This window comes from Pseudoalteromonas sp. TP27, assembly GCF_056470645.1.
This window is the reverse complement of the sequence record NZ_JARDAK010000003.1, coordinates 123,831-139,066: the sequence shown is the minus strand read 5'-3', so window position 1 is coordinate 139,066 and position 15,236 is coordinate 123,831. Positions and strand designations below refer to the sequence as shown.

Here is a 15,236-nt window from a genome sequence, read left to right as displayed (position 1 = left end):
ACTAAAATTAGTAACTAAATGGGGAATCAACATGATGCTTGTGCTAACTGCAATTAACCAACAAGCATAATAGTAGACGTCCGCTTTTAAATTAAGTTCATAAAAAGATGAAAACTTTTTAGAGCAATTTAATTTTTAATGAGCGACAACATTTGTTGCTCATCAAATTTAGTAAAGCTCATTGATTTATCGGTAAATAATGCATCTACAAGCGCTTGCTTATCTTGCTGCATTTTAAATACTTTTTGCTCTATTGAATTATTCATTACGAGCTTATAAACAAATACTGGGTTAGTTTGGCCAATACGGTAAGCTCTATCTGTCGCTTGCTTTTCTACGGCAGGGTTCCACCATGGATCAAAGTGAATAACGGTATCGGCTTGTGTTAAATTAAGGCCTGTACCACCGGCTTTTAAGCTAATTAAAAACACCGATGTTTTACCAGTGGTAAACTCGTCGATTACTTTATCTCTGTGGCGCGTTTGGCCTGTAAGCATACTAAAGTTAATATTTATTTCTTCAAGGCGTTGGGCTATTAAGTCGAGCGCCGATGTAAACTGACTAAATATAATGATTTTACGACCAAGACTTAACATAAGTGGTAAGTGTGTTGTTAACCATTCGAGCTTAGCAGAGCCTGCCTGAGTGTCTGGATCTATTAATTTAGGGTGGCAACAAATTTGCCTAAGTTTTAATAATGCCTCTAAAAATGCAAGTTTACTTTTTTGTGCACCTTGCTCAGCAAATAAGTCGATTAGCTTTTCTTCTAATGAACGTGTAATGCCTTGATACATTTCTTTTTGCTTAGGTTCAAACTCAAATTCTTTAGTTAGCTCTGTTTTTTGGGGAAGCTCTTGCGCTACTTGTGCTTTAGTTCGGCGCATTATAAAAGGCATAATTAACGCTTTTAGCTGCTCAGCTCTTTCCATATCAGCTTCACGCTCGATGGGCGTTTGAAAATGCTGCTTAAAGTGCGCTTGAGAACCAAGTAAAGATGGCATAGCAAAATCGAGTAACGATTTAAGCTCAAGTAAATTATTCTCGATTGGAGTACCACTTAAACAAAGTTTAAAGTCGGCATTTAAGCGTTTCACTAATCGCGACACCTGTGCGGTATCGTTTTTAATGTATTGAGCTTCATCTAGAATTATATTTTCAAAATACAATGGCGAGTAATAAGCAATATCACGTTTTAACAACGGGTATGTAGTAAGTATGCACTGGGCTTGTGCTAAGTGTTGTAAAGGTTCGTTACGGTTTGATCCAAAAATAGTGGTCACTTTTAAACTTTTAGCAAACTTAGTAATTTCGTTTTGCCAGTTACTCACCAAGCTAGTTGGACATACAATTAGTGTAGGGCCTGCTTGCGGACGGTTAAAGGTACTCGCTAAAAACGCAATAACTTGGAGTGTTTTCCCCAGCCCCATGTCATCAGCTAAAATACCACCTAATTGATGACGCTTTAAAAAACTAAGCCAGTCAACACCTTGCTGTTGGTACTCACGAAGCGTTACCGATTCATTCAAGCCATGTAATGAAACCTTTGGCATTGGTGTATCGGTATTGTTTAGCTCTTGTAAGTATCGTTCAAGCGAGTCGTCATGTAACTCTACATTTATGGCTGTATGCTTTACAAGCTCTGGTAAATACGAAAGCGGAATATTAAATTCGTCCCGTGTTTTTACAAACTCAAAACGCTCTTTAAATTCATCTAATAAGTTTATGGCAGACTTATTAATAACTCCAAATTCACGACCAAGCGGGTAGTAGTAAAACAACTCACTTTGTCGGTTTAACGACTGATATAGCGGTTCTGCATTAGTAAATAAAAGCGCTGCTTTTGCATCGCATAGCAGTACTTTACAGTGCATTTGATGCCCTGCAGCGCGGTGTACATGTAAACTCACTTCACACTGCGGATTAGGACTCGTTACTTTACTTACACTTACCTGCCAACCACGTTGTTTAAAACCAGGAAATACTTCGTATATAAGCCAATGTAAATGGATAGGAGATTGCTTTGTAAATACAAGTTCACTTTGTAAACCCCCTTTACAAAATTCAAATCCTAGATTTATTAGCTCATTGGTTACTGTATTTTCAAAAGCACTATTAATAGTGCTTGCAGGTGCAGAACCCGCTAAATAATTTTTATTTTTATACTTAAATAATAACGAAAGTGATAAACCTTGATCGCCCATCGTTACTTTTAAAACAGCATTACTAGAGATTTTAGGTAACGTTGGCTGCAAGTTAGTAGGATGAGGTATTACACCTGCGCCAAAATTATCGGCAAGTTGTTTGTAAATACGATCAAAATTAGCATCGTGCAAAGCAGGCATAGTTTGTAAATGGGCTATTTCTTCTGCACTTAATGGTGTGCGAAGACGACCCGCTTTTAAGTGATCTAAATCGAGGTAAGTAGGTGGTGTTGTTTTTAATAAAGCCCAGTTTTGGGTTTGCTCAAGCTTAATAACTAATTGGGAAAGATCTTTATCTTGCTCCCAACTAAAACTTAATGTTTGGCCCGATTGTGCTTTAATTGGCACTCGAGAACGCTGGAAAAAAAGGCGTTCTGTAGCGATTAGTTGTTGTAGGGCACTAAAGCCCCATTGGCCTTTTAGTTCAATACTTCCCACTGCATTTTGTGAGCGTATCCAACTAAATAATCTAAAGTCACTTTCGAGTAAGTCACTCGGCGTTACAAAACTATTTAACTGCTGCTCAGTTAGGTTTCGACCTAATGTATAATTCTTTTTAGTCTCAACATTCGCTATTTTAGGCGTTAAAAATACTTTGTTATTTTCAATATCTAATACAAACAATAATACTTGCGAGGGTGTGGTTTGCTCACCACTTTTAAGTGCGCTTAATTCACTAAACCAATCATTAATAAAGTAATCTTCACCGTACTCACCAGAATGTTCAATTTTAAGTTTAAATAAAATAGCGGCTAAGTGTCGACATTTGGTTTTTGCATTACATGTACAGTGCGTATCAACAGAATAACCAGTGGGTACTTTACTGATCTCAATACGTTGGTTAAACGATGATCCGTTATCCACTTGAACAGTAGAATCTACAACAGAAAAGTTAGGCGTATGCTCTAACCAAGTGATCTGGCCTTTTTTATAATATTCTTTTCCTTTATCTAGGACATTTTCACGGAAAAGTTTTTTAATAAAGCGTTCAGACAGAGGAAACTGGGTAGCCTGCTCATTTTTAATTTCTTCAAAAATAGCCATTAAATCATTTTTTGATAAGTTAGCAGACATGTCACTCTAAGCATTAAATTTTAAAAATAATTCTGCCAGTATATGCCTTATGTGCTCTGAGCTAAAGCACTATTAACAAGTTATAAACTGGTTGGAGCTGATAGCTTAGTAAAAAATCGGTTTATAGGTAAAAATCCGTATAAAATTTCACAAAATATTAGACCCTACATACACATGCAAAGAATAATCTAAGTATTACAGATCACGATTTTACTAACAATAATAATAAATCGAGAAAATGCAGCCAAGAAGAGGGGATTAGTTAGTAAAAAAGTGATCTTGAAGAGATAATGTGGTTGTTTGAAGAGGAATTACGCTAGTAAAGATCAGGTTTTTACTAACAAAACAATCTGCCAGATCACTATTTAACTAAGTAAACAAGCCTGACAGATCATTATTTAACTAACTAATTAAAAGCAGTTAATAACTTAGTTAATTGCTCTAAGCGTTTGTCTGTCATCACTTTATTATCAATTTTAATAGACACATCGCCGCTTTTTAAATTACGTTGAACCGATATAAATTTATTTTCGAGTACAGCTTCACGTTTAACGGCCACTTGTGGCTCAGCTGTTAAGCATTTAGTGATTGCCATTGCACGCTTGTCGTCGCTTGTAATCGCATTTAGCTCTTCATCGCTAGCTAGGTCTAAAACGAGTTGATTAAACGCCTCTTGGTCGCGCTCCTTTGCGCTCACAAGCTTTTTAGCTACTTCACGGCCTACGTGGTTCGCAGTAGGGTAAAGCGCAATAACATCGGCAGGTATTTGCTCGTACGCCTTGATGGCATCTGCAATTGCAGTGTGCGATACACCTTCAATGGCGGCTATTTCCCTGTAAGACCCTTTTTTACCTTGTTCAATCAACTCGTTTTTTGTTTGTTGGTAAGCTTGTCCTAGCTCCCATAAGCTCGGGGCAATGTACTGATCTGAAGATACCGCTAAAATTTTAGCATCTTGCTCAGTAAAGTCGCTTGAACTAAGCACTAAATAATCTGCGTTACCTAAAATACACGCCATACGACGGCGAGAGCCCGCTAAAACTAAGCTCGTTTCACCTTGATCCCAAAGTAGAGCAGGATGCTGATTACGGCCGTCATCACGAATAGCAGGAAGAATATCTGATACTGACTTTTCGTTTAGCAGTGACTGTACACGGCGGTTTTTACCATATACACCTGTAGTAGATTCAATATCAGCGTGTGAGATCACTTTACAAACAAGCGTTATCTGGCGCTCAGGATCGCTCGGTGCCGGCATTCTAATTACATCGCCAGCATTGGCTTGTTCTAGTAATGCGTCAAGGCTACTGCTACCTACAGCGGTTGCAAAAGGATCTAAGCGGGTGTCATTTTTACGTTTTTTAGCCATTTTTATTTAACATCCTTACTTAGGAGAATTGAGTGTTGATTGAGTTGACTGCCAATTTGAACGAATAAGCATTTCTAGCTCATCGACGACATCTTTAATATTTTCTTGGGCGCGCATTAACGATTCACGACTTGCTAAGCTGTCTGACGCTTTTTGATCAAAAATAGTGTTAAAAGATGATGAGCTTGCTGTGATTGCCGAGCTGTGATTAATTGGGTAGCTCATAACTTGGCGCCCAAATGCGCTACGAACATCTTTAACGATATCGCGCTGTGAGTGATTACCTTTCACGTAGTTGGTAACTAAAAACTGCATAAAGTCCCAACCTTCGTGGCCTAATGCCGCTACAGTATGGTAAATCTCACCTAATCGTTTTAAGTATTTATTGTTGGCATCAAAATCTACAGCTTCTGGGTGAACAGGGATTAACATAGCAGTAGATGCCATTAATGCATTATAAAACATAAAGTTAAGAGTAGGTGCTGTATCAATTAAGATAATATCAAATTCATCTTTAACAGGAACAATCACTTTTTCTAGTAATTTATGATAATGACGAGTTTGCTCATAATTTGAGGTATCTTTAAGCAATGTTGCTGTTTCGTGCTCAAAGTAAAAATCATCCATACCTGAAGGCAAAACTCGGATATTTGGGATATGCGTTGGTAAAAATGAATTAGATACAAATTCAGGCCATGTTTCGCCCTCATCTAAATCTATACAATCACGCATTAAATCACCAACAGTAATTGGATCGTGTTCACTTGAAGGAAAAAAGCTTGAAGAAGAACCTTGAGGATCTAAATCTATAATACCAATGCGATAGCGCTTAATATTTGTTGTTGCGAGCGCTGCTGCAATATTAACCATACTGGTTGTTTTACCACAGCCGCCTTTGAGAGAATTAATAACAATAACTTGTAGTTTGTCATCACCCGTACGATGATCTGGTTTAATATCCATAATATCGGCCATGGCAAAAATGTTTACTAACGTGTAAGCATAATGACCATTAGCACCGCGTTTAATGTTTAAATCATCAAAGTCGCCATTGTCATGACGTCTTTTTAAAGTACGATTATTACAACCTAGTAAATCGGCAGCTGCTTTTTGCGTATAGGTTCTTAATTCTTTTTCTTCTGATTTAAGATGAGCACGATAATGCTGAATACGACCTTCTAATGATTTTTCAGCTACTTCGGCAGTTGCTTTTAAAAGCCGGTAGGTACTTAACGCGTTATTATTGATAGACATACTTTCTTCCTCAAAGTTAGGGAGTTAGTATAATGTCCATTCAATTTGCTGTAAACAACTATTTAAGACGACATGCATTTTAAAAAGAAGACATTCAAAAATACTTTTACACCGTTAATATTGCTTAGTATAAATAAAGAAGTTTAAAGGTGGTTAAATATATAAGGTAATAAAGGTTAAGGGCTTTAAATTGGCATATAACATAATGATTTATATAAACAATGTTTAAAAAAGCAGATCAGCTTTATACTTGGTTAAGATCAGATCTTTATCTACCTGCAGATCAGCTTTTTACTAAGGCCTATTTTTAAAATAGAGTTATACACAGGTTGCGCATGAAGTTATGAACAAAAAGAGCCTTGTAGATCAGTTTTTTACTAAGTAAATTATAAAGTTATGCACTTGTGTCATCATCAAAAGCGACGTTTGATTAGTATAGATCTGATCTGTACTTGGTACAGATCAGATCTATGCTAACTCGATAAGGCTTTATCCACAGGGAGATTTATTTTTACAGGAATTTGTCGTGCTAAATTTTAAAATAAAGCGATTGTAATGGACAAAATAACAGCTGAGTTAGTAAAAAAGAGATTTGTAATAGCTCAGTTAGTATAATTATGATCTGAAATAAGAAGTTATAGACTCCACTTAGTATAATAGTGATCTAAGGCTTTTATTTAAAGTCAGATCACTTTTATACTAACTTAAACATTTAACTTTTGCTGCTTAATGTGTTGTTATGAGCTGTCGCAATAAAAATGGAAATAAGAACAATGAGCCGAAAGGTCAACATCTCGGTAGATAACTTGCCCGATACACTTAGGGGCCAAATCCACGGGGTGGAAAGTGCAATCGATAACGAAAGTTTAGCACTATTTACAGACAACAAAGACGTGCGAATTTCTATTGAAAATGCAGCTCATGGATTACGTGCATATTCAAACACGTTTAATCATTATGATTTGTGGGGACGTTTTGTACGTTCTGGCTATAAAAAATTACCACTTGAAGAAGCACCTAAAAAAACAATTATCACGCGTAAAATATCTGAAAAAGTAGATGGTATTTTATACGATGGCGAAATAAAAATAACTCCCGCTGTTGTAAGTACGCGTAAAGATGGCGAAGACGTCGAATACCTTGTTTGGCCATCAGACAGAGAAGAAAAAGTAGAACGTGCACTTATTCGTTTAGCCTCTAAAGGCAAAATAGTTAAAATTAATTTTAAGTCCGGTATTCAATACGCGGTTGTTTTTTCTATGAACGAATTAGCGCAAGAACTCAAAGCGGTAGGGCAATCTATGCCATACCCTGCAATTAAAGAGTCTCTTGAAGCATTGCAAGGTTCTAAACTTTCGTTTAAATATTCTGCAACAGATACTAAAAATTCTGATATAGATGATTCGTTTTACGAGTCAAATATGAACTTTTTATCGTCACTTCATTTTAGCGGCAAGAAGGGTCAGGGGGGCAATGTAAAATGTGTCGCCTGTTTAAATGCATTTGTTCATAACATGATTGATAACCTTGAATACAAAGGTTATTACTTTAATAGTGCTCAAGAATTAAAACGTGGATTATCGCGTTGGATGATGCTGCGTTTGTATCACCTTTGGCGATATGCTGCGCCAGGTAAAACGTATCATTTTAGATTACTGTCTATAATGGAAAAATACGGCTCTATTTATTCAACGGATGATATTACCGAAAATAAATTAAAAGCCCTGCGTCGTGATATGACCACTACTATGAAAGACTTGATTGAAAAAGGCGCAATATCAGAATACAGCATTACTAACGTAAAAGATGATAAAACAGGCAATATTATTGATTACACTTACGAAATGCATCCATCAGATCAGTTTTGTGATGAAATACTCACACTCAACAAACACAATAAACGTATTGAAATTCAAGGTGGTAAACGAATTGTTGAAAATGCAGTGTTGATTGATGAAGATAAAATTGAAGAGATAGTAGAAAAGTAATAAACATTATTTAAATACTTAAACACATTACCAAAAAGGCCACATATTGTGGCCTTTTTAACATAATCACTATCGGTCTACCTGCTCTAAATATAGCCTATCAACTAAAAAATCGTACTCGCGTTTACGCGGGTGAGTTTCGGGTTTTTGATAATTAGGTAATATGCCTAGTTTTACGTCTGGTTCTGGATTAATCAAAATAAAGGGCAATGCGGCACTAACATGATAGCGGTTTTGCGCAGTATATCTCACATTAACTTGTGGGCTTACACGAGTAGGGCGACGAATTCTTAGTTTTTCCTTTTCACCTAAACTAGCAACCCGTAATTGTTCTTGAGCTACAAGTGATTGCCATTTTTGTTGATCAATCATTCTTGGATTTCGATAACCGGCCGATTTATCGAGCATTTCGAGAGCCATTTTTTTTGTCAGCGTTTTTGTTGCGTGCTTATGCATCCAAGTAAATCTAACAGAAAATGGAGAGTCACTTTCACAATGAATTTTGCGATACGCAGCAAGTGTAATTAAATTAGGCATCGCATTATGAACTGCTTCAAAACGAGCATCGTTATTATCTATTGCAACTATGCATGCTTTAAAGTCTGCTTTCGCTTTATTTACTTGAGCTATTCGATTGTTTAATGCTTCCTTATTGGCATTTTTTATAACCAACAAACCGGGGTGGCGCTTTAATACGCGGCTACTTAAGCCTTCTTTTTTATAAATATCGGTAAATGAATTAAGAATAGCTCTATGTGCTAAGTCTCCAGATATTTTTTCGGTAATAATTGACTCAGGAACAATATTCTCATCAAGACTACTAATATCAGGAAGTTGATAGTATTCAGCTTTTGAATAGTCACATTCTTTAAGCTCTTCAACTAACCTCACCGTTAATTCATTCATTAAATCAAACTGACTTCTAATTTGAACTTTACTTACCATAACCCACCAAGAACACATCTTACTTAAAATGATTATCGCATATTTCTTAGCTATTTGATTATTTTTTATAAAATTCTACTCAGAGCTAAGTTTATATATAAATAAAGAAAAGTATGATGTGTTCTTTGCATGCTCTAAATGAATATAATTAAGTAATGACTGTGTAAGTAATAAATGATCTTGAGTTAAAGGAATAGTAGTTTAGCAAATAAATAATTGTAATAAGCGAAAATAAATAAGCCTATAATGAAAGGTAGGCGGTAACAATTAAAAGCATATTACGTTATATCTAAATTTAAGCCTTTAACGCAATTGTATAAAAGCTCAAAAAATGAGAGCTTGTGAATTATAGACTCCATGAAATAATAGGGCTTATTCTATGACATCAGGCAAGAGAAAAGCTAAGAACACTGTAGGGAAGTGGATGAAACCGCAGACCAACAAAACATGTGCACCATCGCTATTAAGCCAGGCTGTGAAAGCGAAACACTCTGCTCGCCCTTAATACTTGCTTGAGTAGTAGAGCAGTATTGAGGAGGTCTTGCGCATAAGCAATTGCATACTTTAAATAGACTCACCTCATTATTATATGAAACTAAGTAAACCCTATAGCACACAATTTAACAACATCCTACTTGACAATAATAAAAGTTTATTTTACCTGTAAAGTTAAGATTACAATAGGCTGAGTTTAAGTATGATGTGTTCTCATCAAAACTGTTCATTACGGTTACTATGCTATGTTCTATCTCCAAGCAGGTAAAATATAACCAATTGTATTTTATCTTACTGTTTTATAATGTTTTTAAGTTACTCAAAAACAAACTTATCAAGTCTCAGTAATTCAATATTTGCCTATAAATCTCATAAATACTTACCTCATAACTAAATAATTAGTAAATAGTGAATTTAGTCCTTGAACATAGGGGCCTGCATACGGTAATTTCTTCTTATCAGGTAATGTAGGAATGAGGAAAGAACATGCAATCGTGGAACCCAAATAGCTGGAGAGAGCTGCCAATACAGCAGCAGCCACAATACCCAGATCAAGAGATACTTAAATCAGTTGAAGGCCAATTAAAGACGGCTCCGCCTTTGGTTTTTGCTGAAGAAACAAGAAGCTTATTTAAACAACTTGAAGACGTGTGCGAAGGTCGTGCATTTTTACTTCAAGGTGGTGACTGTGCAGAATCATTTAGTGACTTTAATGCCGCTAACATTCGCGATACGTTCAAAACTATCTTACAGATGGCTGTTGTATTAACTTACGGCGGTAAATGCCCTGTAGTTAAAATTGCGCGTATGGCCGGTCAATATGCTAAACCACGTTCAGCAGACTTAGAAACAATTAATGGTGTGTCTTTACCATCTTACCGTGGCGACATCATTAATAATATTGAGTTTACAGAAGAAGCGCGTATACCAGATCCACAACGTTTAATGACTGCATATCACCATAGTGCGGCAACGTTAAACTTATTACGTGCATTTGCACAAGGTGGCCTTGCCGATCTTCATCAGGTTAACCGTTGGAACATGGGCTTTGTAGCTGCAAACCCACTTAAAGAAAAATACCAACAACTTGCAGACAAAATTCAAGACGCACTCGAGTTTATGGAAGTGTGCGGAATTAACTCTACAATAGCGCCAAGCTTAAAAGAAACCGATTTATATACATCTCACGAAGCATTACTACTTGGTTACGAAGAAGCACTTACTCGTCGCGACCACCTATCAGGTGACTGGTACGATTGTTCTGCTCATTTTGTTTGGATTGGTGAGCGTACTCGTCAACTTGACCATGCACATATTGAGTTTTTCAAAGGTATTAAAAATCCAATTGGTGTTAAAGTTGGCCCAGGTATGGAACCTGATGACCTAATTCGTTTAATTGATGCATTAAACCCAGATAATATTCCTGGTCGCTTAACGCTAATTACACGTATGGGTGCAGACGTACTACCAGAAAAACTTCCAGCGCTCGTAAGAAGAGTTCAGCAAGAAGGCCGTAAAGTCATTTGGAGCTCTGATCCAATGCACGGCAATACTGAAAAAGCGACGTCAGGATACAAAACACGTAACTTCGACAATATCATGCGCGAAATCAGTCAATTCTTTGCAGTTCATAAAGCTGAAGGTTCATACGCAGGTGGTGTTCATTTAGAAATGACAGGCCAACACGTAACAGAATGTACTGGTGGTGCTTACGGTTTATCAGATGATGACTTAGCACAGCGTTACAAAACGCAGTGTGACCCACGTCTTAATGCCGACCAAGTATTAGAGTTAGGTTTTTTAGTTGCTGATTTACTAAAAGACGCACGTAAATAATAATTATTAATACTAAAAAACCGCTTAATTGCGGTTTTTTTGTTTCTAATTTGATGAGTAAGTTAGTACTTACGTCGTTCTAAGTCAGTCTCTGTCAGGATTTTTGCAGATATCTCTTCTACCGAATGATGCGTAGAGTTAAAGTAAGCAATTTTATGGCGCTTATAAAGCATTTCTACTTCACGCACTTCAATCCGACATTGTTTAATAGATGCATACTTAGAATTAGCCATACGTCTATGCCTTATAGCTGCAAGTCTTTCAGGGTCAATCGTAAGCCCAAATAACTTATGTTTATAAGGAACTAAGCACTTAGGTAAACCTTCGTTATCTAAATCTTCTTCTGTAATAGGATAGTTAGCCGCTTTTATTCCATATTGCAGCGCTAGATATAAGCTGGTTGGTGTTTTACCACTTCGGCTAACACCAATTAAAATAATGTCAGCCTCAGAAAAGTTTTTAATATTGCCGCCATCATCATTCATAAGTGCATAGTTAACAGCATCGATTCTAAAATCATAACTTTTTTCATGAATAGAATGCGTACGGTGCATTTTTGGAACTGGGGCTACATTGAGTTCTTTTTCTATTTTTTCGCTGTATGTAGTTAAAAAATCATAGGTAACCGCATCGGCCGATTTTATAATTTCACTCAAACTATGATTTACAAAAGTAAAAAACACGAATGGTTTTTCGCCTGTTCTGGCAGCAGTTGCATTAATTAATGCTTTAATTTCGTGCGCTTTTTCTTCAGTTTCTACAAATGGAATTGTTTTATGATTAAAATCGATAGGAAACAACGACAAAGTTGCATGCCCAAACACCTCTGAAGTAATAGCTGTTCCGTCTGATATATAAAAAGCAGTTCTCATAATTAACCTTTTTATTGCGTTTAAATCCCTAAAATGGGTTTCTCACGGTTTACGTGAGGACTGTTGCCAGTGTAGAATGAAGGTGACCTTTATAAAAGGTTTTCTTTCTTAACTCTCACAGTTAGACCTACAATTAGTTTTTTTTGGAGAAAGATCCGTGCAAGAATACGTTCTCTGGTATCAAGAGCTTGGTATGCAAGATGTTCCTCGAGTTGGCGGTAAAAACGCATCACTTGGCGAAATGATTTCAAACCTAGCAAACGCTGGTGTACAAGTACCGGGTGGTTTTGCAACTACCGCAGATGCTTTTAATGAGTTTTTAGATCAATCAGGACTCACAGCAAAAATTCACGACATTTTAGATACACTTGATGTTGATGATGTAAATACACTCGCTAAAGTCGGTGCAGACATCCGCCAATGGATAATCGACACACCATTCCAACCAAACCTAGATCAAGCCATTCGCGACGCATATAGCCAACTCCACGGCGACACTACAGCAGATGTTTCATTCGCAGTACGTTCATCAGCTACCGCTGAAGATATGCCAGATGCATCATTCGCAGGCCAGCAAGAAACTTTCCTAAATGTAGTTGGTATCGATTCAGTAATGGTCGCTATTAAACACGTATTTGCTTCATTATTTAACGACCGTGCAATCTCGTATCGTGTTCACCAAGGTTACGATCACCGTGGTGTAGCGTTATCAGCGGGTATTCAACGCATGGTACGTTCAGATAAATCAGCATCTGGCGTAATGTTTAGTATTGATACAGAGTCTGGCTTTGAAGACGTTGTATTTATTACATCAAGCTACGGCTTAGGTGAAATGGTTGTACAGGGCGCAGTTAACCCTGATGAGTTTTATGTTCATAAACCAACACTCCTAAAAAACAAACCTTCAGTAGTACGTCGTAATATTGGCTCTAAAGCCATTCAAATGATTTACTCAGAAGATAAAGCACATGGTAAGCAAGTAGACATCGTTGATGTTGCCCCTGAGCTTTCAAATAAATTTTCGATTACAGATGAAGAAGTGCAAGACCTTGCCAAGCAAGCTGTAATCATTGAAAAACATTACGGTCGTCCTATGGACATCGAATGGGCAAAAGACGGTAACGACGGCAAGCTATATATAGTTCAAGCTCGTCCAGAAACTGTTCGTTCAAACGAAGACTCTAACGTAATGGAACGTTTTCAATTAAATGGTACAAGCAACGTTGTTGTTGAAGGCCGTGCAATTGGTCATAAAATTGGTAGTGGTGTTGTACGTGTTCTTGATTCAATCAAAGAAATGGATCAAGTACAAGTTGGCGACATTTTAGTTACCGATATGACCGACCCTGATTGGGAACCAATCATGAAACGAGCTGCAGCGATTGTTACAAATCGTGGTGGCCGTACATGTCATGCTGCAATCATTGCACGTGAATTAGGTATTCCAGCAGTAGTTGGTTGTGGTAACGCAACTGATTTAATTAAAGCGGGCCAAGAAGTAACTGTATCGTGCGCCGAAGGCGATACCGGCTTTATTTACGAAGGTATTTTAGATTTTGAAATACTAACGTCACGCGTTGATAAAATGCCAGAACTACCAATGAAAGTTATGATGAACGTGGGTAACCCCGATCGTGCATTTGACTTTGCACGCTTACCGCATGCAGGTGTTGGCCTTGCGCGAGTTGAATTTATTATCAACCGTATGATTGGTGTTCATCCAAAAGCGTTATTAAATTTTGATGCTCAAACAGATGCATTAAAAGCAGAAATCACAGACATGATTGCCGGTTACGAATCACCAGTAGAGTTTTATATCACAAAACTGGTTGAAGGTATTTCTACTCTAGGCTGTGCATTTGCACCAGAGCGCGTAATTGTTCGTATGTCTGATTTTAAATCAAACGAATACGCAAACCTAGTTGGCGGCCAGCAATACGAGCCGGAAGAAGAAAACCCAATGATTGGTTTCCGTGGTGCTGCACGTTATATCTCTGAAGACTTCCGTGATTGTTTTGCACTAGAGTGTGAAGCAATAAAACGTGTAAGAAACGACATGGATATGCAAAACATAGAAATCATGATCCCATTCGTACGTACCCTTGAAGAAGGCAAACGCGTAATTGAATTACTAGAAGAGCATGGCCTTAAACGTGGTGAAAATGGTCTTAAAGTAATCATGATGTGTGAACTTCCTTCAAATGCACTACTTGCTGATGAATTTTTAGAAATGTTTGATGGTTTTTCTATCGGCTCTAACGATTTAACACAGCTAACGCTTGGTCTGGACCGTGATTCTGGTTTAATTGCACATTTATTTGATGAGCGTAATCCAGCAATTAAAAAGCTACTTTCTATGGCTATTAAAACAGCTAAAGAAAAAGGAAAGTACGTAGGTATTTGTGGCCAAGGTCCTTCTGATCACGAAGACTTTGCAGCATGGTTAGTAGAGCAGGGCATTGATTCTGTTTCATTAAACCCAGATACAGTAATAGAAACATGGTTGTACCTAGCTAAAAAATTAGCAAAGTAACAAGTATGTAAGCTATAAAAAATGCCAGCAATTTATTGCTGGCATTTTTATTTGCTCAATTAAAAATAAACTAGCGGGCTAATTTTTTATCTAAATAGGCACACGACTTAGTTAATGCCTTTTGACACAGCGATAAATAATATCGCGCCTTTGGATAATAAAGCGAAAAACATAATAAACCCGCCATAAAAAAAATCAACGAAGGCTAAGGGCGTGTTGATCTTTGTGGATTGAAATTTGTTCAATCTAGGGGCGATTTAATCGCGGCGCGAGGTTTGTAACCTAGTGGGCTAAGTAAAAACCGAGCAACAAAGAGTTAATCGTCCCTAGAAAGAACCCATTGGGCAGCGCATGTTTGGTATTTATGCTGCGTTATCGCCTATTTATGGGGAGCAACCACACTACATAGGCTCTGCCTTGCCTAAAAACCAAACATACTGCTGCAAATTCAACAACCAAAGGTCAACACGCCCTAGCTACAACCGCAAAAAATAATCCTAGCAAAATAAATAACACGCCACTGATCTGTAATAGTAATTTTTTCATATAACACACCTCATTACTTGTTAACTTGATTATAATTTAAGCTGCATTAAAATCGACTAAAAGAGTGTTACAAACTGTAAAATCTTCAATTTCTATTCGCCATCACCATGATATAATTAGGCA

Annotated in this window: 8 protein-coding genes; 3 read left to right on the top strand and 5 right to left on the bottom strand. The window is 37.1% G+C overall.

Annotation, left to right across the window (positions count from 1 at the left end):
• Positions 1 to 128: 128 nt before the first annotated feature.
• The 3 genes from PX700_RS05270 to PX700_RS05260 form a co-directional block, all read right to left on the bottom strand.
• Positions 129 to 3,275 (bottom strand): DEAD/DEAH box helicase, encoded by a 3,147-nt coding sequence (locus tag PX700_RS05270; protein WP_479520064.1) that lies wholly within the window; start codon positions 3,273 to 3,275, stop codon positions 129 to 131.
• A 406-nt stretch (positions 3,276 to 3,681) separates the two neighbouring features.
• Positions 3,682 to 4,644, bottom strand: a complete 963-nt coding sequence (locus PX700_RS05265) for a transcriptional regulator (protein ID WP_479520063.1) — start codon at positions 4,642 to 4,644, stop codon at positions 3,682 to 3,684.
• Positions 4,645 to 4,659: 15 nt separating this feature from the next.
• On the bottom strand, positions 4,660 to 5,898 hold the full coding sequence (locus PX700_RS05260; RefSeq protein WP_479520062.1) for an AAA family ATPase: 1,239 nt from the start codon (positions 5,896 to 5,898) through the stop codon (positions 4,660 to 4,662).
• Between the two features lie 773 nt (positions 5,899 to 6,671).
• Between PX700_RS05260 and PX700_RS05255 the strand changes: the two genes are divergently transcribed.
• A complete protein-coding gene (locus PX700_RS05255) occupies positions 6,672 to 7,886 on the top strand; it encodes a hypothetical protein (protein ID WP_024591590.1) in 1,215 nt (404 codons plus the stop codon).
• 69 nt (positions 7,887 to 7,955) lie between these two features.
• On the opposite strand, the gene PX700_RS05250 is transcribed toward PX700_RS05255, so the two are convergent.
• On the bottom strand, positions 7,956 to 8,831 hold the full coding sequence (locus PX700_RS05250) for a DNA replication terminus site-binding protein (protein ID WP_197181426.1): 876 nt from the start codon (positions 8,829 to 8,831) through the stop codon (positions 7,956 to 7,958).
• Positions 8,832 to 9,812: 981 nt separating this feature from the next.
• Between PX700_RS05250 and PX700_RS05245 the strand changes: the two genes are divergently transcribed.
• Positions 9,813 to 11,162: a class II 3-deoxy-7-phosphoheptulonate synthase gene (locus PX700_RS05245; protein WP_197181427.1), complete on the top strand. Its 1,350-nt coding sequence runs from the start codon at positions 9,813 to 9,815 to the stop codon at positions 11,160 to 11,162.
• Positions 11,163 to 11,224: 62 nt separating this feature from the next.
• Here the strand turns inward: PX700_RS05245 and ppsR are convergent, their stop codons facing one another.
• The gene (gene ppsR / locus PX700_RS05240; RefSeq protein ID WP_166420827.1) at positions 11,225 to 12,034 is read right to left on the bottom strand and encodes a posphoenolpyruvate synthetase regulatory kinase/phosphorylase PpsR; all 810 of its coding nucleotides are present in this window, start codon (positions 12,032 to 12,034) and stop codon (positions 11,225 to 11,227) included.
• A 157-nt stretch (positions 12,035 to 12,191) separates the two neighbouring features.
• On the opposite strand from ppsR, the gene ppsA reads away from it, so the two are divergent.
• Positions 12,192 to 14,567, top strand: a complete 2,376-nt coding sequence (gene ppsA / locus PX700_RS05235; RefSeq protein WP_479520061.1) for a phosphoenolpyruvate synthase — start codon at positions 12,192 to 12,194, stop codon at positions 14,565 to 14,567.
• Positions 14,568 to 15,236: the final 669 nt, after the last annotated feature.

Excerpts from the sequence above, each read along its gene's own strand:
- PX700_RS05270 (WP_479520064.1), bottom strand. The coding sequence starts at position 3,275 with ATGTCTGCTAACTTATCAAAAAATGATTTAATGGCTATTTTTGAAGAA.
- PX700_RS05265 (WP_479520063.1), bottom strand. The coding sequence starts at position 4,644 with ATGGCTAAAAAACGTAAAAATGACACCCGCTTAGATCCTTTTGCAACC.
- PX700_RS05260 (WP_479520062.1), bottom strand. The coding sequence starts at position 5,898 with ATGTCTATCAATAATAACGCGTTAAGTACCTACCGGCTTTTAAAAGCA.
- PX700_RS05255 (WP_024591590.1), top strand. The coding sequence starts at position 6,672 with ATGAGCCGAAAGGTCAACATCTCGGTAGATAACTTGCCCGATACACTT.
- PX700_RS05250 (WP_197181426.1), bottom strand. The coding sequence starts at position 8,831 with ATGGTAAGTAAAGTTCAAATTAGAAGTCAGTTTGATTTAATGAATGAA.
- PX700_RS05245 (WP_197181427.1), top strand. The coding sequence starts at position 9,813 with ATGCAATCGTGGAACCCAAATAGCTGGAGAGAGCTGCCAATACAGCAG.
- ppsR (WP_166420827.1), bottom strand. The coding sequence starts at position 12,034 with ATGAGAACTGCTTTTTATATATCAGACGGAACAGCTATTACTTCAGAG.